Origin of the sequence: Paenibacillus sp. NEAU-GSW1 (genome assembly GCF_009737085.1) — a bacterium.
Classification (GTDB): domain Bacteria; phylum Bacillota; class Bacilli; order Paenibacillales; family Paenibacillaceae; genus Pristimantibacillus.
In genome coordinates, this window is record NZ_WOVL01000001.1 from 204,441 (window position 1) to 225,812 (window position 21,372).

Sequence of the window (21,372 nt, forward strand, 5' to 3'; positions counted from 1 at the left end):
GGCACGCGAGAGGCAGGTCTCTTTCTATTATTTGATCGTTACCTTATATTCCTTGAGCCATAAGTTGACTTGATACAAGTAAGCGAAGAGCTGCGGGCCGGACATAAGCTGCCCGAACCATGGAATGTTCGAGCTCGCCGAGGCGGATTCCGCTAATTCCCGCACTTTGGCGACATTGATGAGCGGCAGCAGCGGCGAAGACGGATCGTCCAGCACTTCAAGCAGCAGCCCTTTAACGGCAGCGAGATAGTTCGGGTTGTGCGTTTTTGGATACGGGCTTTTTTTGCGGGTCAGCACGTCGTCAGGAAGAACGCCTTTAAGCGCTTTGCGGAGAATGCCCTTCTCGCGGTCGCCAGCCGTTTTAATTTCCCACGGAATGTTCCAAACGTATTGCACGAGCCGATGGTCGCAGAAAGGCACCCGCACTTCGAGCCCGGCCGCCATGCTCATCCGGTCTTTGCGGTCCAGCAGCGTCGGCATAAAGCGCGTAATGTTCAGGTAAGACATTTGGCGCATACGCCTTACTTGCTCCGACTCGCCGTCAAGATGCGGCACTTCGGCGATCGCATCCGAATAACGGTCGCCGATGTAGTCGAGCGGCTTGATCCATGCGGCGACGTCAGGAGCGAGCAGTTCTGCGCGCATGGAGGAGGCAAGCGACCATGGGAAGGTGTTCGCATTTAGCGCTTCCTCCCGGTGAAACCATGGATAGCCGCCGAAAATTTCGTCTGCGGCTTCTCCTGAAATGGCTACGGTCGCGCCTTTCTTGATTTCACGGCAGAACAGCAGGAGCGAAGCGTCGACATCTGCCATGCCCGGAAGATCGCGCGCTAAAGTCGCATCGCGCAGCGCCGAGACGAGTTCCGGCGTATCGAACTGGATCGGATGATGGACAGTGCCCAGATGCGTCGTCATTCTTTCGATCCAGGGAGCGTCGCTGTTCGGCTGGAACGCGTGCGCCTGAAAATGTTTGTCGTTATCGCGGTAATCGACCGAATACGTATGAACATTCCCTTGACCGGTCTGTTCATAGTAGCGGACAGCAAGCGTCGTCAGCGCGCTTGAATCGAGGCCGCCAGACAACAATGTGCATACAGGCACATCGGAGACGAGCTGGCGCTCCGTCGTATCCTTGAGCAGCTCGCGCACATGTTCGGCCGTAGCCGCGATATCCTCTTCATGGGGCTGGCTCTCCAGGCTCCAATATTTCGCTTTGCGAATGCCTTCGCGGTTCACGGTCATGCACTGGCCGGGCAGCAGCTCGCTTAGCTGCTTATATACGCCTTGGCCTGGCGTGCGCGCCGGCCCGAGGATGAAGACTTCGGCAAGACCTTCGGCGCCGACCTCAGCTTTAACGGCAGGATGCGCAAGTATCGCCTTCGGCTCGGAGCCGAAGAGGAACAGCCCTTCCGAGGTGCTGAAAAAGAGCGGTTTTACGCCCAGGCGGTCTCGCGCGAGAAACAGCTCCTGCTCCGCCACATTCCAAATGGCAAAGGCAAAAATGCCGTTGAAGCGTTCCACGCAAGCTTTTCCCCACTCGATAAACGCGATTAGCAGCACTTCGGTGTCGCAGTTGGTCGTGAAGCGGCGGCCTCTGCTTTCCAGCTCCGCGCGCAATTCCAATGCATTATATAATTCTCCGTTATAGACGACGACGCAGGTGTCGTCTCCTGATTGCCTGATCATCGGCTGTGCGCCATTCTCCGGATCGATTACGCTGAGACGCCGGTGGCCGAGCGCGCAATGCGCTGAAATCCAAGTGCCTGAGGCATCGGGACCGCGCAGCGATAGCGTCTCCGTCATGCGTTCCAGACTATTGCTGTCATGGGTGAGGTCGCGGGTCCAATCAATCCAGCCTGTAATTCCGCACATCTTTTCTCATTCCTTTCTTCTGCTGGGCGCGAGTAGCGATAATAACCGTTATATGCTGAAAAAAGTAATAAAATGTCTGTCCGAATGGGGAAGCTATACGGGACGTTGCTATGGTTTGTTAACGACGAGAGCAAGGAGTTGAAGGCACAAATGCATGAAAACGATTTTTCCGGCAGCGGGCGCAAAACATTTTATGTGTCCGTTCAAGCGGGTCAGGTGCTGCAGGATGGAGACGCCGCAGCGTACGAGCTTGTCATAAACGCAACCGATGAGGAAGCGGATGAGCTAAAACAGCTGTTCAACGATTTATCGAGCATGGATGAGGCGCAAATGTTTCATTTCGTGCCGGAATCGATGGAAATTAATAACGATGCCCGCATCAATGACGGCTATGACAGTATCATTCAGCAAATTTATCAGTTTGTTTACGATCACGGCACGGACGAGACGAGGCGGCATATCGAGGGCATGGAGATACTCTGACGCATCGATTGTTGCAGAATAAGAAAGGGGGTGCAAAGACGGCATGAGCCAATCTCCAAAAAATAAAAGCTTGAAATACAAAATTAATTCCGAGTTTGCGGAAGAAGTGCTTGCCAAAAACGAAAAGCATGACGCGCAAAACAATCCGAGCGGCAATGCCGGCGGCAATCGCCGGTCCGGACGCCACTAGCTGCCTTATCTGCGGAATAAAAGAATAAAATTCGAAGCGCACCCCCTGGAATTGTCATTGGAGCAAGCGACAGCTGATCCGATGAAATAACAGGGGGTGCATTTTTTTTGCTTTTTCGTATACAATAGGAACAAACGTTCTTATGGAGTGGTGCGAAAATGAGCAGTGCAACAATATCGGAGGAAGAATACCGGCTCATTAAAGACTATTGTATTTTGCCTTTTATTCGGGATATGGTGCTGAGAAACAATGAAATTATTAAGAAGGACAAACATTCGATGAAGCCGCTTTATGTTCGAAGCGGGGAGGCGCTGCTCGAAGTAATTGATCGCGATATTTATGAAGCGCGCCGTGCTGTCCGCCAGCTTAAAGCGCAAATTACGGAAGTTAGACGCAGCGACGAAGGGATACTGTACCAAATTAAATTGCGCGGCTATGTGAGCGACTACGGTCTTGTTCGACACGTCGTCAAACAAGAGATGGAGCAGAGGCTGCGGCGGTACATTGCGGGAATGTTTACGACTTCTTGGCAAAACAATTAAAAAAAAGTGGACGTGATCCCGATAGTAATAAGGGGGAGACGTCCACGTTCGACATGATCAGACAAGAAACCCCGAAAACCGTTGGCGGGTTATCGGGGTTGTTATCGGATTATTTGAAGTTTAAATGGCGTCCCAGGAGGGATTCGAACCCCCGACCGCACGCTTAGAAGGCGTGTGCTCTATCCAGCTGAGCTACTGGGACACATAAGAAAGATTATAGCATGATTAATGTTGAAATTGCAACGGTTAAATCTATATTTTTGCAGATGCTGCATTGCGCTTGGATAATATAGCATATTATCGAGTAGAAAATCAATAGTTTTCCGTTTCGTTTCGTATATGAACGGCAACGTGCTATAATCGAACGCAAGACCTTGACTGAAGCGACAGATGAGGCTTAAGCAATGAGGCTTGAGCTATAAGGCGGTGAAAACCATAACAACTGGTGACGAAATACATAACAGCAGCAATGACAACAACGTCTACTTATTCCCCAAAATGCTGGACCATTATCAAATTCAATTAACCCGCATGCTGGAGTCGGAGCAATACAGCGAAGCGAAGCGGCTTCTTCGTTTTCTGCTGCAATGCAAGGGCGAAGACGTACGCCATTACGAAGAGTGGGGCAGCTTGCTTACGTGGCTCGATATGGCGTTTCCAGACTTAGCGGCAGACGCATACGGCGAAGCGGACAGCGGCGGCAAGGACAACGATAGTGAAGCGGATGAAACGGCGCTTCGCGAGCAGATGCTGAATCCTTCCGGACAAGACGAAGCTTATATTAAGCAGGTGCTTTATATTATGGAGCATCATCCGATGCTCGATCAGCAATTGCTTGCGCTTGAGCGCGCAGCATATATTCAATCGCCAGAAGTGGATACGGCGATCGTGGATTGGCTGACGACTGCGCGGGATTTGCATCCGCTCCTGCAATTTAAAGCGCTTCAGTGCTTGCGAAGGCGCGAAATGAGCGGAACGCTTGAATTGGATCGAATGGGCGAACGGGTCCAGTTCGATATCGAGACGACGCCGCTGGCGATGGACGATTTTCCGCAGCCGATCGGCCGGATCTTGGAGCGCGTCGAGCAGGTGACGGAAGCGGACGATCCGACGCTGCCTCATTTTGCCAGGGAATTGTGGAAGGAAAGCCTGCAATTTCTGTACGGCTCCTCGGCGTATGCGTGGATGCTGCGGGAGGATGACGATACGGTCGATTGCTGGGCGGCGGCGCTGCATCTCACGCTGCTGCTGACCGTATACGGTTCGGCTAACGATGACGATATTCGCGACATGTACGGAATTACGGACTCGCTCCGTTTCCGGTATGAGCAAGCTTGCCGGGCGCTTCGGCAGGTAGCCGTTTTGCAGCGTGCAGAAGGCGATGATCCTCAGCCTTGAAAAGCTGGCGCATTATGTTTATAATAGAATGGTTTATGAAACATGAACGTGAAAATTTAGGACGCATGCGTATTTTGGAGGGGAAAGCATAAAATGAAAGCAACTTGGGAAAAAATAGACAAGAACGTCGTTTCCATCGACGTTGAGGTTGAAGCGGAAAAAGTAACAGTCGCGCTTGACCAAGCATTCAAGAAAGTCGTACAAAAGGTTAATGTGCCTGGCTTCCGTAAAGGCAAAGTGCCGCGGGGCATTTTCGAATCCCGTTTCGGCATCGAGAGCTTGTATCAAGATGCAATTGACATTCTGCTTCCGGACGCTTACTCCGAAGCGGTAAAAGCGAACGATCTGCAGCCGGTTGACCGTCCGGAGATCGACGTTGAGCAATTCGCAAAAGGTCAAACGTTCAAATTTAAAGCAAAAGTTATCGTTCGCCCTGAAGTTCAACTTGGCGAATACAAAGGTCTTGAAGTTCCAGCTGTTGAAGTCGCTGTAGGCGAAGAAGAAATCAACGCTGAGCTGGAGCGTCTGCAACAGCGTCATGCGGAGCTTTCCGTTATCGACGAAGGCGCAGCTCAAAACGGCGACATTACCGTTATCGATTTCGACGGTTATGTGGACGGCGTTCAATTCGAGGGCGGCCAAAGTGAAGGCTACTCGCTGGAGATCGGTTCCGGTTCGTTCATTCCTGGATTCGAAGATCAAATCGTTGGCATGCAAGTAGGCGACTTCAAGGATGTTGAAGTAACGTTCCCTGAGGCTTACCATGCAGAGAACCTGGCCGGCAAAGCTGCCGTGTTCAAAGTGAAACTGCATGAAATCAAACGCAAGAGCCTGCCGGCGCTTGACGACGAGTTCGCGAAAGACGTAAGCGAATTCGATACGCTTGAAGAGTACAAGCAGGACCTGGCTGAGAAGCTGAAAGCAAGCAAAGAGAAAGAAGCAGAGCAAGCGCGCGAGAATGCGATCGTTACGAAAGCATCCGATGCGGCTGAGGTTGAAATTCCTGAACCGATGATCGTAACGGAAGTGGACTTCATGCTGCGCGACTTCGAAAACCGTCTTCGCATGCAAGGCATGAACCTGGATCTGTACTACCAGTTCTCCGGCCAAAACGAATCGGTGCTTCGCGAGCAAATGCGTTCGGACGCTGAGAAACGCGTTCGCAACAACCTGGTGCTGACAGCGATCGCGAAAGCGGAAGGCATCGAAGCGACTGAGGCTGACGTGAACGAAGAGCTTGAAAATCTGGCGAAAGCTTATAACCGTCCAGCGGAAGAGCTTCGCACTATTTTCACGCAAAACGGAAATATCGAGAGCCTGAGAGAAGATCTCGAACTGCGCAAAACAATCAAACTTCTTCTCGACAACAGCAAAACGGTTGCGGCTGAGGCGGCACAAGCCTAGCTTTAAGCACGCGCTGAACTGAATATAAGGTTTTACCGAAAGATAAGGCACGTCATCATATAAGATACGTGCCTTATTTTCACCCTACATAACATATTGTGGTTGAAATGGAGATTGTTCTGGCGTACATATCGAGCGGCATGCGTCGTATACTGTATTATTGGAAAAATGACATTGCCCCTCCAACGTGTTACAATAGCTGAAACAGCTTTTGCCGCTCTTTGGCAGGCGAATGCTGATTCAATATTTGCAGTATAAGTCATAAAACGAAAAGAGGTTGGTCGCATGAATCTTGTACCGATCGTAGTCGAACAAACGAATCGCGGGGAACGGTCATACGATATCTACTCGCGTCTGTTGAAAGACCGTATCATTTTTCTCGGGAGCGCCATCGATGATGACGTAGCAAACTCCATTATCGCACAGCTGCTGTTTCTGGCGGCCGACGATCCAGAGAAAGACATTCATCTGTACATCAATTCCCCTGGCGGAAGCGTAACGGCCGGCATGGGTATTTTTGATACGATGCAATATATTAAGCCGGATGTGTCTACGATTTGCATGGGCATGGCGGCGAGCATGGGCTCCCTGCTTCTGACAGCGGGCGCCAAAGGCAAGCGTTTTGCGCTTCCGAACGCGGAAGTAATGATCCATCAGCCGCTCGGCGGCGTGCGCGGTCAAGCATCGGACATTAAAATCCATGCCGACTGGATCTTGAAAACAAAACAAAAGCTGAATCAAATTTATGTGGATCGTACCGGTCAGCCGTACGAGAAAATTGAGCGCGATACCGATCGCGACAATTTCCTCAGCGCCGAAGAAGCGTTGAATTACGGTTTGATCGACAAGGTGATTACATCTCCGGTATCGATTTAAATTGAAGGGGTGATACCATGTTTAAATTCAATGACGAAAAAGGCCAGTTGAAATGCTCCTTCTGCGGCAAATCGCAGGAACAAGTCCGTAAATTGGTTGCCGGTCCCGGCGTCTATATATGCGATGAGTGCATCGAGCTTTGCACAGAAATCGTGGAAGAAGAGCTCGGTCATGAGGAAGAGCTTGATCTGAAAGACATTCCGAAACCGAAAGATATTCGCGCCATTCTCGATTCGTATGTAATCGGCCAGGAATTCGCGAAAAAGTCGTTGTCCGTTGCCGTGTATAACCATTACAAACGGGTAAATACGGGAAGCAAAATTGAAGACGTCGAATTGCAAAAAAGCAATATTTTGCTCGTAGGCCCAACAGGCTCCGGCAAAACGCTGCTTGCGCAAACGATGGCTAAAATTTTGAACGTGCCGTTCGCGATTGCGGACGCAACGTCGCTGACGGAAGCCGGTTATGTAGGCGAGGACGTTGAGAACATCCTGCTCAAGCTGATCCAAGCTGCCGATTATGACGTGGAGAAAGCGGAACGCGGCATTATTTATATTGACGAGATCGATAAAGTTGCCCGTAAATCCGAGAATCCTTCGATTACGCGCGACGTTTCCGGGGAAGGCGTGCAGCAAGCGCTCCTCAAAATTTTGGAAGGTACGGTTGCATCGGTTCCTCCGCAAGGCGGCCGCAAGCACCCGCATCAAGAGTTTATTCAAATCGATACGACGAACATTTTGTTCATTTGCGGCGGCGCGTTCGACGGCCTGGAGCAATTGATCAAACGCCGGATCGGTAAAAAAGTAATCGGCTTTAATTCGACGGGCGAAGCGACCAAAGATTTGAAACCGGGCGAATACCTTTCGATGGTATTGCCGGAAGATCTGCTGAAGTTTGGTCTTATTCCGGAGTTCGTAGGCCGTCTGCCGGTTATTTCGACTTTGGAGCCGCTTGACGAGGCAGCGCTCATGCGCATTCTGTCCGAGCCGAAAAACGCGCTCGTGAAGCAGTACCAAAAAATGCTTGAGATGGACAACGTGAAGCTTGAATTTGAGCCTGCCGCTCTTGAAGCGATCGCTAAAGAAGCGATTAAACGCAACACCGGCGCTCGCGGCTTGCGTGCAATCATCGAAGGCATTATGCTGGATGTCATGTACGAGGTGCCTTCTCGCGATGACGTGAACACTTGTCTCATTACCGAGAAATCGGTACAGGACAAAATCATGCCTGAGCTTTCCGCGAAAAAAGGAAAGAAGAAGGAAGAAAGCGCCTAATATAACCGTTAACTCTCCACCCCCACAGGCGGCCTTCGGGCCGCCATATAAAGGGTGGAATTTGACGTTTAAAAGCGAAACCTTCTTTGCCGTTTAAGAGTATTAAGAATGGCAGAGACTTTTCTGCTAGAGGGAGAGGTTACTGATGTATAACCGTAAAGATACGGTGCCGGTAAAAGTCGGCAATTTGACGATTGGCGGCAGCGACGAAGTTATTATTCAAAGCATGTGCACCACGAAAACAGCCGACGTTGAAGCGACGGTAGCCGAAATACTGCGTCTGGAAGAAGCGGGATGTCAAATCGTCCGTGTGACGGTTAACAATAAAGAAGCGGCAGATGCGATCAAAGAAATTAAGAAGCGGATTCATATTCCGCTTGTCGCAGACATTCATTTTGATTACCGGCTTGCGCTTGCCGCAATTGAGAACGGCATCGATAAAGTGCGCATCAATCCAGGCAACATCGGCCGCCGCGAGAAAGTGGAAGCGGTCGTTAAAGCTTGTAAAGATCGGGGCATTCCGATTCGGATCGGCGTAAACGCAGGCTCGCTGGAAAACCATCTGCTGGAGAAATACGGTTATCCGACACCGGAAGCGATGGTGGAAAGCGCACTGTTCCATATCGGCATTCTTGAGGAGCTTGATTTCCACGATATTATCGTCTCGCTTAAAGCATCCGATGTGCCAATGGCCATCGCCGCTTACAGCATGGCTGCGGAAAAAATCAAGTATCCGCTTCATCTTGGCATTACCGAGGCAGGCACGCTTCATACCGGCACAATCAAAAGCTCCGCAGGCATTGGCGCGTTGCTCGCGATGGGCATCGGCAATACGGTGCGGATCAGCTTGAGCGCTGATCCGGTCGAGGAAGTTAAAGTTGCGCGCGAGCTGCTCAAAACGTTCGGATTGATTACGAATGCAGCGACGCTTATTTCTTGCCCGACTTGCGGCCGTCTCGATATCGATCTGTTCTCGATTGCGAACGAAGTCGAAGATTATATTTCCAAGCTGAAGGTGCCGATTAAAGTTTCGGTGCTTGGCTGCGCGGTAAACGGTCCCGGCGAGGCTCGGGAAGCAGACATCGGCATCGCCGGCGCTCGCGGCGAAGGCATGCTGTTCCGTTACGGAGAAATGATCCGTAAAGTGCCTGAGGCGGAGCTGCTCAGCGAATTAAAGAAAGAAATCGACGTCATTGTACGCCACTTTGAGGAAACGGGAGAAATTCCCGGCCGCAAACAGCATTCGCACGCGTAATTATTAAACTTATTAGGAAGAGGCGTTTCACCTCGTCTATGGACGACGGTGAAGCGTCTCTTTTTCGTATGGAATAATTTACAGCGCCATTGGAAAGCTTAAACAGTACGGAAAATTATAGGGAGGGTGGGATCGGTGGACAAAATCACTCAAAACCAGCTTGGGTCGACGATGATCTTGTTTCTAATCGGCAGTTCCTCTTTATTTTTGCTGGCTGGTGATGCGGAGCGCGACGCCTGGATTGCAGTGCTGGTCGGGGCAGCGGCAGGATTTGCGCTATTTTCTTTAGTGACACTCTCGCTGCATAAAAGCTTCCCTCAGTTTAATTTGGTTCAGCTGCTGACAGGCCAATTCGGCCGGCCGATCGGTATTGCGTTATCATACGCTTATATTTTGTATTTTTGTTATAAATCGATCCGCAATGTCCGCGAGTTCGCTGATCTAACTGTTATGTATCTGCTGCCCAGAACACCATTAGTCATCATTGTTTTGATCATTTGCCTACTCGCTGCTTATGTGGTCCATAAAGGGATTTTCGTTTATTTCAGTATGGCGGAAGCGATTTTGCCGTTTGTTATCGCGATGTACGGCTTGTTATTCTTTTTGATTGCGGTATCGGGTCTGCTTCGTTACGAGAATGTATTTCCTATACTTGAGAATGGCATCAAACCGGTATTGAAAGCTGCGCTTCCGGAACTGATTTCCTTCCCGTTCGGCGAGCTTGTTCTTTTTCTTATGTTTTTTAACTTCTCCGAACAGAAAGGGAAGGCAGCTGCCGGGCTTTCGATGCAAGTGTATCTATTTTGCGGCTTGTTTATTGCATTTGCGAATTTGCTCCTAGTAGCTGGGATGGGCAAGCTGGGCAGCGCGACAACGATGCCATTTATGCAAATGGCAACCTTGATCGAAATCGCGGGTCTGCAAAGAATCGATCCGTTTGTGGCGATTCTGCTGTTTACCGGCGTCTTTTTCAAGCTGACGGCTTATTATTTAGGGGCAGTTCTTGCCCTTTCTTATTTGTTTGGCGTAAAGCATACGGCCGCGATATGGCCTGTCGGAACGGTGCTGTTTACCGGCTCGATGCTTTTTGCGAGTTATATGGAGCAAGTCTGGTTCGGATTTAAATTGAATTTGAATTATCACTTCCCAGTGTTTCAAATCGTACTGCCTGTGCTGCTGCTCCTTGTGCTGCGGCTGCGTCAAGGCTGGAGTAAGAAGGTGAAACAAAATGATGGATAAGCTGACGGCGAGTTTAGAGCATAATATTGAGCAAATGATGGTTGACCTGGGCGGAGGTCCGGATATCGTTGCTAGGCGTATGTTGACGAAATCTGGAAATCGGATTGCTCTGGTTTACATTTCAAGCATGATCGATGCGGATACGATAAATCGGATCGTGCAAAGCATAGCTGCGGAAAACAATAGTTCTGGAGGTCAGGAAACGCTCGAAGCTGCGGAAGCTTTTCAACGATTGGCGGATCGGACGCTCAGCATCGGAGAATATCGATCGCTTAGCAAGTATCAGGAAGCCATTCTTGCTTTGCTGGAGGGCTGTACCGTCATTATGATGGATGGAACGGCGGAAGCGATCGCTGCGCATACGTCGGGGGGCGATCGGAGGTCGGTAGAAGAGTCGACCACGCAAACCGTTATTCGGGGGCCGAAGGAAGGTTTTACAGAAAGTATTGTTACAAATACGACGCTTCTTCGCAGACGGATTAAATCACCTAATTTACGCATTGATTATAAACTGATTGGCCGAGAGACGCAGACATCTGTCGCCGTCGTCTATTTGAAGGGCATAACGTCCGACTATATCATTGAGGAAATGCACCGCAGGCTGGATCTAATCGATACCGACAGCATATTGGAAAGCGGCTATATCGAGGAATTTATCGCAGACAAGGCGTCTACACCCTTTCCGCTTATGCAAAATTCGGAGCGGCCAGACGCGGTTGCGGCCGGCTTGCTTGAAGGGCAAATTGCTGTAATCGTAGACGGAACGCCTTTTGTGCTGCTTGCGCCTGTTACGTTCGTTAAGTTTTTTCAATCGAGCGAGGACTACTATCAACGGTTTGATATCGCAACATTTTTACGTTTCATCCGATTTTGTTCGTTTTTAGTTTCAATGCTCATGCCATCGCTTTACGTTGCGATTACGACATTCCATCAAGAGATGCTGCCGACTCCGCTTCTAATTAGTCTGGCTGCGCAGAGGGAAGGAGTGCCCTTTCCTGCTATTCTAGAAGCTTTGCTGATGGAAATAACATTTGAAATTTTGCGCGAAGCGGGTGTAAGGATGCCCCGTATTATCGGACCTGCAATATCGATTGTCGGCGCGCTGGTGCTTGGACAAGCTGCCGTACAAGCCGGACTTGTATCGGCAGCAATGGTCATCGTCGTATCATTTACAGCAATCGCCAGCTTCGTTATTCCGTCCGTTAATATGGGAACAGCGGCGCGGCTCATTCGCTTCATTATGATTATATTGGCGGGCTCTTTCGGCATATTCGGCATTATGGCGGGATTGATGGTCGTCCTTGCCCATATGGCTGGGCTGCGTTCGTTTGGCGTACCTTTTTTGCTTCCCGTGTCGCCATTCGTTCCGGGCAACTGGCGCGATGTCATTGTACGCGTCCCTTGGTGGGCAATGAAGAAACGTCCGGATTTCGTGCGTTTCGGCGGTGCAAGGCGGCAAACGGCGGCTGATCAGCAGACAAAGAGGGCTGGAGATTTGCAGCGGAAGTCAGGAGGGGATCCGAGATGAAGCAGAAGATTACAGCTTGGCAAGGCATATACATCATTTTTCATTCCATCGCACCGACTGCTGCGCTCGCTTTGCCGTCAATCGTTATTCAGAATGCGAAGCAGGACGGGTGGATCGTTATTCTTGCTTCAACGGCGGTCACCCTTGGCATTTCGATCATCTATGCCGGCATTAGCCGGCAAAATAACGGGAAGCCGTTTCTGGAATGGCTGGAGCAGCGTTTTGGCGTTGGGATCGCGTTTGTCATCGCATGTTTCTTCTGCTTCTACTTTTTTGTTATATCTGCATCGATCGTCAGGCAATTTGCCGATTTCTTGTCCATACAGCTTATATCGGCTACACCTTTGCTCGCTACGATTTTACTTATCGTACTCGTTTCCGTCTATATTGCAGCTCAAGGGATTGAAGCGGTCGCTCGTTTGAACGCCATCGTATTTATCGTTGGCATGGCATTTCTGTTGGGTAATGTTCTACTTGTCATTAAAGATTTTCGGCCGGCTCATTTTTTGCCTATTTTTGATACGTCCCCAGCCTCATTCGGCCAAGGAATGATTGCGCCAATTGGCTGGATGACGGAGGCGTCGACGGTTTTGTTTCTGTTGCCCTTTCTTAGCAAGCCGTCCGACGGAGCAAAAGTAGTTTATATCGGCATCGGGCTGACAGGGCTTATGCTTTCGATGCTGGTCGCGATCGTCATTGCTGTTTTCGGAAGCCATATCGTGCCGTTAATGTCCTATCCGATATTCGAAATGATCAGCATTGTTGATGTGGGCAATTATCTTGAACGGGTCGACATTTATTTTTCGGCGGCGTGGATGGCCGGCATGTTTGCAAAAATGTCCATTTTTATGCTGCTGTTTTTCCAAAGTCTTGATTATTTGTTTCGAGTGCGAAACCATCCCATGCTTTACTTGGCTGCATCTGGATTGCTTGTAGGCACATCGGCTTATTCTTGGACGCGTACCGCGAGTAATTTTGAATATAGCGCAAAAGCCGCGACGCTGTATTTGTTTATACATAACATCGCCATAATCGGATTGATTTGGCTGGGTTTGCTGCTTAAGAAACAAAAGAAAGAGCATAAAGGAGAGTCCAAGACGTCATGAAATTTTACAAAGCTGCAGCACTTGTCATTGGCGCACTTGTCTTCTTGCCCTTGCTTTCCGGTTGCTGGAGCCGCGTTGAACTGAACGAACTGGCGATCACGTCTGCGACTTCTATCGATCGTGAAGAGGAGGAATGGATCAATACGTACCAGGTCGTCATTCCGTCTACCCTTTCTTCTGGATTAGGCACTGCGGGAGGGGGATCGGGCGATTCGCCGGTCATCGTTTATTCGACAAGAGGACGCACGGTACGCGAAGCGACGTTAAAAAGCTATTCTGAAAGCCCGCGAAAGCTGTATTTTGCCCATAACAGGGTCATTATCTTAAGCGAGGAGACGGCGAGAAGAGGAATAAATGAAATTTTGGACGTATACTTCCGGATGGCTGACGCTCGGGAGACTGTCGTCATGCTTGTAACCCCGGGGAAATCGCGAAAAGTATTGGAGCAAATGATGCAGCTGCAGCGCATTCCCGGAGACGGCATTAAACAGTTAAACAATTTGGAGTCGGAATATACGTCGGTACTGCCGCAGGTTAAGCTTTATGAAATGACGATGAATCTCGCGAGCGATTCAGGCGCGGGGCTGATGCCGGAAGTGTTCATTTCGGGGAGTCCCGAGACGACCTCGATGAAGGCGTTTCAGGAAACCAGTCATCCGTCTAAGCTGAAGCTGGGAAGGCTGGCCGTATTTAAAGGAGATAAAATGGTAGGCTGGCTGTCCCGAAAAGAGGCGCTTGGCGTTGCATTTCTGCGGGACACCTTGGAGAAGACGACGTTAACTGTTGCTTGTCCCGATAATGATAAAAAGTTTATGTCAATGAATATCAACAGCTCTAAAACGGATGTGAAAGCAAAAAAAGGAGAGAACGGCCTCGTTTACGATATTAAAATCGAAGCGCAAGCTTCAATGGTGCAAACCGGCTGCAGCGGTGTCAAAGAGCTGTATAAACCGGATAATGTGCGCAAAATGGAACAGATGGCCGAGCAAGATATTATGAAGGCGGTTAATGCCGGCTGGCGGGCAACGCAAAAATGGAATGCGGATGTCGTGAACTTTGCCGCGTACGCGCATCAAACCTTTCCAAGGCAATGGCGCAAGTGGAAAAAGGATTGGGATGCTGAATTCGCAAGAATTACAATCAAGCCGCAAGTTAGAATTCATTTGACTCAGATGGGTCTCAGCAATCAACCGATTGATGTTGAAAAGCTGCGGGAGGGAAAAAAATGAACCAATCAATTCTGCTCAATGCCGTGTTTTTCACATCCATTGCCGCTGTGCTGTACGCCGGAGCAAAATTATTACTCCGAAAACGAAAGCGCCTAGTTCGCGAGTTCGTGCTGTATTCGGCAATGACAATCTGGACCGGTTACATCTTTGGAGCCAATATGTTCAAATGGCCGATCGTTACGCCTGTAACATTGCTGGAATCCGTTATTCAGCCGCTTGGCAGAGCGCTTGGCGTATCGGCACAGTAAAGGAGCACAGAAATAAATGCCGCCCGCGGTTATTACCAGTTCGAGGAGGCAATACTAGCAAGTACGAACTCTATTGCCGCCTGTGCGCGTGGAAGCTTTATATGAGGAGCGGATAACCGATGAATTTAAGTATTGTTTTGATGTTGATTCAAGTATTTTTTGCAGTCGTAATCGGACTGTATTTCTGGAATTTGCTGCGCAATCAGAAGACGAACCGTTCTGCGGTCGACCGGGAATCGCGCAAGGAAATGGATAAACTACGCAAGCTGCGCTCTGTCTCGTTAACGAAGCCGCTGGCTGAGAAAACGCGGCCGCAAGCGATGCAGGATATTGTCGGGCAGTCCGACGGCTTGCGCGCGTTGAAAGCGGCGCTCTGCAGCGCCAACCCGCAGCATGTTATTATTTACGGACCGCCAGGGGTCGGCAAGACCGCAGCGGCGCGCGTCGTGCTGGAGGAAGCGAAAAAAAATCCGGCTTCGCCGTTTCTGCAGGAAGCGAAGTTTACGGAAATCGACGCGACGACCGCCCGTTTTGACGAGCGCGGTATCGCTGACCCGCTAATCGGTTCGGTGCATGACCCGATTTATCAAGGGGCGGGCGCAATGGGCGTTGCCGGAATCCCGCAGCCTAAGCCGGGCGCTGTAACGAAAGCGCATGGCGGCATGCTGTTTATCGACGAAATCGGGGAATTGCATCCGGTTCAAATGAATAAGCTTTTAAAAGTACTGGAGGACCGCAAGGTTTTCTTGGAGAGCGCGTATTACAATTCGGAGGATGCGAATATACCGATGTATATTCACGACATTTTCCAAAACGGCTTGCCTGCCGATTTCCGTCTGGTTGGCGCGACAACGCGTTCGCCAAATGAAATTCCGCCGGCGATCCGCTCGCGTTGCATGGAGGTATACTTCCGGCCGCTGCTGCCGTCGGAAATCGCGCAAATCGCCCAGAACGCGATTAAAAAAATTGGCTTTGGACCATGCCCGGACGCTGTTGAGGTCGTGCAGCGGTATGCGACGAACGGCCGCGAAGCGGTGAATGTTATTCAACTTGCCGCTGGCGTAGCCTTATCGGAAAAACGCGATGCGATTACGGCGGCCGACATCGAATGGGTGGTCAACAGCAGCCAAATTCCTCCGCGTCCCGACCGCAAAGTGCCGACAGAGCCGCAAATCGGTTTCGTAAACGGACTTGCGGTATACGGTCCGAATATGGGCACGCTGCTTGAGATTGAAGTGAGCGCCATTCCGGTTGCGCAAGGCCGCGGCCAATTTACGATTACCGGCGTAGTCGACGAAGAGGAGCTGGGAGGCGGATCGCGCACGCTGCGCCGCAAAAGCATGGCGAAAGGATCGGTCGAGAACGTCATTACGATGCTCCGCCGTTATGGCTTAAACCCGCAGGATTATGATTTGCATATCAACTTCCCGGGAGGCACGCCGATTGACGGCCCGTCAGCCGGCATAGCAATGGCGACGGCAATCGCTTCGGCGATCAAGGAGTATCCGATAGACAACAAGCTGGCGATGACCGGCGAGGTCGGCATTCATGGCAATGTGAAGCCGGTTGGCGGCGTACTGGCGAAAGTCGAAGCGGCATTCCAGGCAGGAGCCAACACAGTAATTATACCGCGCGAGAATTGGCAGGCGATCTTTGCCGGCCTTGAAGGACTAAAGGTCATTCCGGTCGACCGTGTGGACGAAGTGTTCGGCCTCGTTTTTCCGATTGGCGAAACGGTCATTGGCGAGGTGGAGGCGCATATCGCTTCCGAACGCTACATTCCTTCGGCGGGAGTTCCCTATTTGCAGGCAGATTCGGCGGAATGACGAAAAATGCATACAACTTTCCGATGTGGTAAAATAGGGTAGACATAATTTTTGGAGGTGCTGGTGTGGGATCCGGAAAAACGAAACACCGTCGGCTTCCCCTGCTCCCTTTAAGAGGGCTGCTCGTATATCCAAGCATGGTGCTCCACCTGGATGTGGGCAGGGATAAATCGGTCCGAGCGTTAGAGAAAGCAATGATCGACGATCATATGATTCTGCTATGTTCGCAATCCGAAGTGAATATTGAAGAGCCGACAGAAGACGACATTTACCGCATTGGCACGATTGCTAAAGTCCGTCAAATGCTCAAGCTTCCGAACGGCACGATCCGCGTTCTCGTCGAAGGCGTAACGCGCGCCGAAATCGTTGACTACGTTTCGAACGACGAGTTTTACGAGGTGTCTGTCAAGGAGCTTCCCGAGCAGGAAACAGACGATCCGGAAGTCGATGCGCTTATGCGCTCCGTGCTCAGCCAGTTCGAGCATTATATTACGCTTTCGAAGAAGGTTACGCCGGAAACGCTGGCTGCCGTATCGGATATTGACGATCCGGGCAGGCTTGCCGATGTCATCACAAGCCATTTGTCTTTGAAGATTAAAGATAAACAGGATATTTTGGAAACCGTCGACGTTCGCGCCCGTCTGGAACGGCTGCTCGATCTGCTGAACAATGAACGCGAAGTGCTGGAGCTGGAGCGGAAGATCAACCAGCGCGTCAAGAAGCAGATGGAGAAGACGCAGAAGGAATATTATTTGCGCGAGCAAATGAAGGCGATTCAGAAGGAGCTTGGCGAGAAGGAAGGCAGAGCCGGCGAAGTCGAGGAGCTGCGCAATCAGCTTGCGGAAGCAGGCGTGCCTGAGCAGGTCAAAGAGAAGGTCGAGAAGGAAATCGACCGTCTGGAGAAAATGCCTGCAACGTCGGCTGAAGGCGGCGTCATTCGCAATTATATTGACTGGCTGCTGGCGTTGCCGTGGAACAAGCTGACCGAAGACGATCTCAGTCTCGACAAAGCGGAGCAAATTTTGAACAATGACCATTACGGTCTTGAAAAGCCGAAGGAACGCGTGCTCGAGTATTTGGCCGTTCAACAGCTTGTCCGCAAAATGAAAGGGCCGATTTTGTGCTTGGTCGGACCTCCAGGCGTCGGCAAAACGTCGCTTGCCCGCTCGATCGCCAAATCGCTTGAACGTAAATTTGTGCGCATCTCGCTTGGCGGCGTACGTGACGAGGCGGAAATTCGCGGACATCGCCGCACTTATGTCGGCGCGATGCCGGGACGGATTATTCAAGGGATGAAGACGGCCGGTTCGCTCAATCCGGTATTTTTGCTGGATGAAATCGACAAGATGGCGATGGATTTTCGCGGCGACCCGGCTTCTGCGCTTTTAGAGGTGCTTGATCCGGAGCAAAACAATACGTTCAGCGACCATTTTGTCGAAGTGCCTTTTGACTTATCCAATGTTATGTTTATTACGACTGCAAACGCAATGCACAACATACCGCGTCCATTGCTTGACCGAATGGAAGTGCTGTACATTCCGGGCTATACGGAACTGGAAAAGCTGCAAATCGCAAGCCGCTATTTGCTGCCGAAGCAAAAAAGAGAGCACGGCCTTGCGGAGGAGCAGCTGCAGGTCAGCGACGACGTGCTGCTGCAGCTCGTTCGCGAATATACGCGCGAATCGGGAGTGCGCAATTTGGAGCAGCAAATCGCGGCGATAAGCAGGAAAGCCGCGAAGCATATTGTTTCGGCGGGAGCGGGCGCAGCTTCTGCAGCTTCCGAAGAAGCGGGAAGCGATCCGATTGTGGAAGACGATCCGACCCTGCATGCGCTGGAAGCGTCATTTGGCGATTCCCGTCCGGATGAAGCGGAAGCAGATGAACCGGCAATGGCAGCTGGTTCGAAGCTTGTCGTTGATTCGGATCTGTTGAAGGAATGGCTCGGACCTGCGAAATTCCGTTACGGCATGGCCGAAAGCGTCGATCAGGTCGGCGCTGTAACCGGACTCGCCTGGACCGAGGTCGGCGGCGACACGCTTGTGATTGAGGTTACCGTAATGCCGGGCAGCGGCAAATTAACGCTTACCGGCAAGCTTGGCGACGTGATGAAGGAGTCGGCGCAAGCTGCTTTCAGCTTCACTCGCTCAAAGGCGCTGGAACTGCAGATCGATCCGAGCTTCCATGAAAAGAACGATATTCATATCCATATTCCGGAGGGAGCGATTCCGAAGGATGGCCCGTCTGCCGGCATTACGATGGCAACGGCGCTGATCTCGGCATTGACCAATCGCCTTGTATCGAAGGAAGTCGCGATGACGGGGGAAATTACGCTTCGCGGCCGCGTGCTGCCGATCGGCGGTCTAAAGGAGAAGTCGCTTGCCGCGCATCGCGCCGGCATTAAGAAGGTGCTTCTGCCGAAGGATAACGAACGCGACCTTCGCGACATTCCGGACAGCGTCCGCAGCGAGCTCGAATTCGTCCCGGTAAGCCATATGGATGAAGTGCTTCAGCACGCGCTGCTGCCGGTCATTACCGAAGAGAAAGCAGGAACGCCAGTATTATGAAAATTACACAAGCAGAATTTGTTATAAGCGCAGTAAAGCCTCATCAGTATCCCGATGACGCCTTGCCAGAGATTGCTCTGGCAGGGCGTTCCAATGTCGGGAAATCGTCGCTGATCAACAAAATGATTATGCGCAAAAATTTGGCGAGAACGAGCTCGCAGCCGGGCAAAACGCAGCAGCTTAACTATTATCGGGTTAACGACAGCGTCTATTTCGTCGATTTTCCGGGCTACGGCTATGCCAAAGTGTCCAAAACGCAGCGCGAAGCTTTCGGCCAAATGATCGAAACGTATATTAAAGACCGCGAGCAGCTCAAGCTGCAGCTTCTCATCATCGATATTCGCCATGCGCCGTCCAAGGACGATGTTCTTATGTATCATTGGCTAAAACATTATAATGTCCCGACCTGTATCGTTGTGACGAAAGCGGACAAAGTGCCGAAAGGCAAATGGGACAAGCATATTCGTCTCATTAAAGAGACGCTTGAGGCTGATCCGCGCGACAAGTTCGTCAAATTTTCCTCGGAAACGGGGCTTGGCCGAGACGAGCTGTGGAGCGTCATTACGGATGCGATTGGCACATAAGGCAGAAAGCGCAGCAACTTCTAGCAATATGAAGAGGATTCAGTGAAAAAGGTTAAGCTCTTCGTCCTTTTTTGCGGTTTTTTCAGAAATATGCGAGAATATCGAGGCTGACCGGCAGGAATAAAATGCTCTGATCACGTATAATATACTTAAAGCAATAAGAAGAAACCATTTTTCTGTCCATGTTAAAGGACAACGGGTTTCGCGAAAAATATAGGACTAAGTATAAGAGTGAAATGATATACTTTCCTTTATTTCAAGCAAAGAGTAAAAACGCGTGCAATTCAAAGAATTGAGGAGATTTTTATGGCTCAGCGGCTAGCCACGGAGTATGTAAATGCCAAACTGCAGTTATCGAATGATGAGATGTCTCAATTTGTCCGTTTTTTTGAAGATCAACAAGTCAGACAACAAGTAATGGTGCTTGAAAACGGCAATCAGGAGCTGGTTCTCGAAGATGTAGCAGGGAGGGAAGAGGTGAGGTTGACGTTTGAGCGTCAACAAGACCGTTACGTGTGTGTGCTTAACTGCCGCCTTGTTCACCCTAAGCTGACCAATGCCATGCGCAAAGCAGTATCCGCTTTTCATGGCGATGCAATCGTCAATCGCATTTATAGTCAATATACGATGATCTATCACTATATGAACGGCAGCGTTCGACGCATTTTGGAAACGACAGGAACGAGCACGAGAGTCGTGTTCGAGTACAAGGATACAGTCGGGCAGCTGGAGCGGGTATTCCGCAGCAGGCTGATCGAACGCGAAATATCGCTTGTACACAGTGCGATAAACGAATTGCTTGATTTGCGCAACCAAGCGAGCGATCGCGATCAAATCGCAGCAATCGACGAGCGGTTGTCGGAGCAAACGCGCAAGCTGTTCGTACTGGAAGCCTGATCGAGAGAATCGACGAGGGAAGCCGCTGTTTGCGGCTTCTTTTTTTTCATCATTTCGCTTAAAATCTAGGCGGGACAAGCCAAATAATTCGGTACCAATTAGGAGCAATGGTCATACGTTGAATACGGGAGCGATGGCAGCAAAGCCAATTCAATCCCTGTAAAAAAAAAGAGTTGCATTTCTAGACGATAGATGTTATTTTTAATCTCGTTGAAAACATTGCTCCACGCACAAACGACTAAGCCGTTTAATATGGCCAGCTCGTTTTGTAACAAAATAGGAACCAGGATTCACTCAGGACATGGTTATGTTGCGAGAGATTATTCCCTCGGGAAGTGAATGACGTAGGTCCTAGCGGATGAAATTTTTAAACATTTTATTCCTAGGAAGGGGGAGCCGGAAGATGGAATACTCAACTTTCGGAAGACACGTTGCTGTTGATACTTGGGGAGTAGATTTTGATCTACTGAACAACGCTGAATTTTTGCAAGCCCAAATGGTGGAGGCTGCTGAAGCTTGCGGCGCTACCGTACTGTCCGTGCAATCGAAGCAATTTGAGCCTCAAGGAGCAACGGTACTCGTGCTGCTGTCGGAGAGTCATCTCTCGATTCACACGTATCCTGAGAGAGGATTTGCCGCTCTTGATTGCTACACCTGCGGTGAAACCGTGGATCCGCAGCTTGCAATCGACTATATGATTGCAGTGCTGAAGCCGACGACTACGCATGCAAAGAAACTTGTGCGCGGCATGGGCGAATTGAAAGTCGAAGAACCGACAATGAAACAAATCGAGCTTGTGTAACAAGTTCGCAAATGATTGATATTAGAAATAACCATAGACCTCGGTCCATGGTTAT

The 21,372-nt window shown here is 50.4% G+C and carries 19 protein-coding genes and 1 tRNA gene; 18 read left to right on the plus strand and 2 right to left on the minus strand.

Annotated elements, in window-relative coordinates; translation table 11 throughout:
• Window positions 1-27: 27 nt before the first annotated feature.
• Complete coding sequence (gene asnB / locus GOM71_RS00885; RefSeq protein WP_156277430.1) at window positions 28-1,872, minus strand: asparagine synthase (glutamine-hydrolyzing); 1,845 nt, start codon at window positions 1,870-1,872, stop codon at window positions 28-30.
• 150 nt (window positions 1,873-2,022) lie between these two features.
• Between asnB and GOM71_RS00890 the strand changes: the two genes are divergently transcribed.
• The 3 genes from GOM71_RS00890 to GOM71_RS00895 all read left to right on the plus strand — a co-directional run bounded on the left by GOM71_RS00890 (window position 2,023) and on the right by GOM71_RS00895 (window position 3,087).
• Window positions 2,023-2,355 (plus strand): hypothetical protein, encoded by a 333-nt coding sequence (locus GOM71_RS00890; RefSeq protein WP_156277432.1) that lies wholly within the window; start codon window positions 2,023-2,025, stop codon window positions 2,353-2,355.
• A gap of 43 nt (window positions 2,356-2,398) precedes the next feature.
• The gene (locus tag GOM71_RS23665) at window positions 2,399-2,545 is read left to right on the plus strand and encodes a hypothetical protein (RefSeq protein WP_173275027.1); all 147 of its coding nucleotides are present in this window, start codon (window positions 2,399-2,401) and stop codon (window positions 2,543-2,545) included.
• A 158-nt stretch (window positions 2,546-2,703) separates the two neighbouring features.
• On the plus strand, window positions 2,704-3,087 hold the full coding sequence (locus GOM71_RS00895) for a YhjD family protein (protein WP_156277434.1): 384 nt from the start codon (window positions 2,704-2,706) through the stop codon (window positions 3,085-3,087).
• Window positions 3,088-3,212: 125 nt separating this feature from the next.
• Here the strand turns inward: GOM71_RS00895 and GOM71_RS00900 are convergent.
• Window positions 3,213-3,289, minus strand: a tRNA-Arg gene (locus GOM71_RS00900).
• A gap of 224 nt (window positions 3,290-3,513) precedes the next feature.
• Here GOM71_RS00900 and GOM71_RS00905 point away from each other — a divergent pair.
• The 15 genes from GOM71_RS00905 to speD all read left to right on the plus strand — a co-directional run bounded on the left by GOM71_RS00905 (window position 3,514) and on the right by speD (window position 21,317).
• Window positions 3,514-4,485: a hypothetical protein gene (locus GOM71_RS00905; protein ID WP_367649410.1), complete on the plus strand. Its 972-nt coding sequence runs from the start codon at window positions 3,514-3,516 to the stop codon at window positions 4,483-4,485.
• Between the two features lie 93 nt (window positions 4,486-4,578).
• Window positions 4,579-5,889: a trigger factor gene (tig, locus tag GOM71_RS00910; RefSeq protein WP_156277436.1), complete on the plus strand. Its 1,311-nt coding sequence runs from the start codon at window positions 4,579-4,581 to the stop codon at window positions 5,887-5,889.
• A 285-nt stretch (window positions 5,890-6,174) separates the two neighbouring features.
• On the plus strand, window positions 6,175-6,765 hold the full coding sequence (clpP, locus tag GOM71_RS00915) for an ATP-dependent Clp endopeptidase proteolytic subunit ClpP (RefSeq protein WP_156277438.1): 591 nt from the start codon (window positions 6,175-6,177) through the stop codon (window positions 6,763-6,765).
• Between the two features lie 17 nt (window positions 6,766-6,782).
• Entirely contained in the window at window positions 6,783-8,039 is a 1,257-nt protein-coding gene (gene clpX, locus GOM71_RS00920; RefSeq protein ID WP_156277440.1) for an ATP-dependent protease ATP-binding subunit ClpX, read from the plus strand.
• A gap of 145 nt (window positions 8,040-8,184) precedes the next feature.
• Window positions 8,185-9,294, plus strand: coding sequence for a flavodoxin-dependent (E)-4-hydroxy-3-methylbut-2-enyl-diphosphate synthase (ispG, locus tag GOM71_RS00925; RefSeq protein ID WP_156277442.1), 1,110 nt, complete (start codon window positions 8,185-8,187; stop codon window positions 9,292-9,294).
• 135 nt (window positions 9,295-9,429) lie between these two features.
• Window positions 9,430-10,533, plus strand: a complete 1,104-nt coding sequence (locus GOM71_RS00930; protein ID WP_367649411.1) for a GerAB/ArcD/ProY family transporter — start codon at window positions 9,430-9,432, stop codon at window positions 10,531-10,533.
• Entirely contained in the window at window positions 10,523-12,061 is a 1,539-nt protein-coding gene (locus tag GOM71_RS00935; RefSeq protein ID WP_156277444.1) for a spore germination protein, read from the plus strand. Before GOM71_RS00930 ends, GOM71_RS00935 begins: the two co-directional genes overlap by 11 nt.
• Window positions 12,058-13,167: a GerAB/ArcD/ProY family transporter gene (locus GOM71_RS00940; RefSeq protein WP_156277446.1), complete on the plus strand. Its 1,110-nt coding sequence runs from the start codon at window positions 12,058-12,060 to the stop codon at window positions 13,165-13,167. Before GOM71_RS00935 ends, GOM71_RS00940 begins: the two co-directional genes overlap by 4 nt.
• On the plus strand, window positions 13,164-14,396 hold the full coding sequence (locus tag GOM71_RS00945; RefSeq protein WP_156277448.1) for a Ger(x)C family spore germination protein: 1,233 nt from the start codon (window positions 13,164-13,166) through the stop codon (window positions 14,394-14,396). The genes GOM71_RS00940 and GOM71_RS00945 overlap by 4 nt, the downstream gene beginning before the upstream one ends.
• Window positions 14,393-14,644 carry a hypothetical protein gene (locus GOM71_RS00950; protein WP_156277450.1) on the plus strand — a complete coding sequence of 84 codons (252 nt, stop codon included), beginning with the start codon at window positions 14,393-14,395 and terminating at the stop codon, window positions 14,642-14,644. Before GOM71_RS00945 ends, GOM71_RS00950 begins: the two co-directional genes overlap by 4 nt.
• 119 nt (window positions 14,645-14,763) lie before the next feature.
• Complete coding sequence (gene lonB / locus GOM71_RS00955; protein ID WP_156277452.1) at window positions 14,764-16,470, plus strand: ATP-dependent protease LonB; 1,707 nt, start codon at window positions 14,764-14,766, stop codon at window positions 16,468-16,470.
• Window positions 16,471-16,535: 65 nt separating this feature from the next.
• Window positions 16,536-19,034 carry an endopeptidase La gene (gene lon, locus GOM71_RS00960; RefSeq protein WP_367649412.1) on the plus strand — a complete coding sequence of 833 codons (2,499 nt, stop codon included), beginning with the start codon at window positions 16,536-16,538 and terminating at the stop codon, window positions 19,032-19,034.
• Window positions 19,031-19,618: a ribosome biogenesis GTP-binding protein YihA/YsxC gene (gene yihA, locus GOM71_RS00965; RefSeq protein WP_156277454.1), complete on the plus strand. Its 588-nt coding sequence runs from the start codon at window positions 19,031-19,033 to the stop codon at window positions 19,616-19,618. The genes lon and yihA overlap by 4 nt, the downstream gene beginning before the upstream one ends.
• A 306-nt stretch (window positions 19,619-19,924) precedes the next feature.
• The gene (locus GOM71_RS00970) at window positions 19,925-20,515 is read left to right on the plus strand and encodes a non-ribosomal peptide synthetase module (RefSeq protein ID WP_156277456.1); all 591 of its coding nucleotides are present in this window, start codon (window positions 19,925-19,927) and stop codon (window positions 20,513-20,515) included.
• Window positions 20,516-20,918: 403 nt separating this feature from the next.
• Window positions 20,919-21,317 carry an adenosylmethionine decarboxylase gene (gene speD / locus GOM71_RS00975; protein WP_156277458.1) on the plus strand — a complete coding sequence of 133 codons (399 nt, stop codon included), beginning with the start codon at window positions 20,919-20,921 and terminating at the stop codon, window positions 21,315-21,317.
• The last annotated feature ends 55 nt before the right edge of the window (window positions 21,318-21,372 follow it).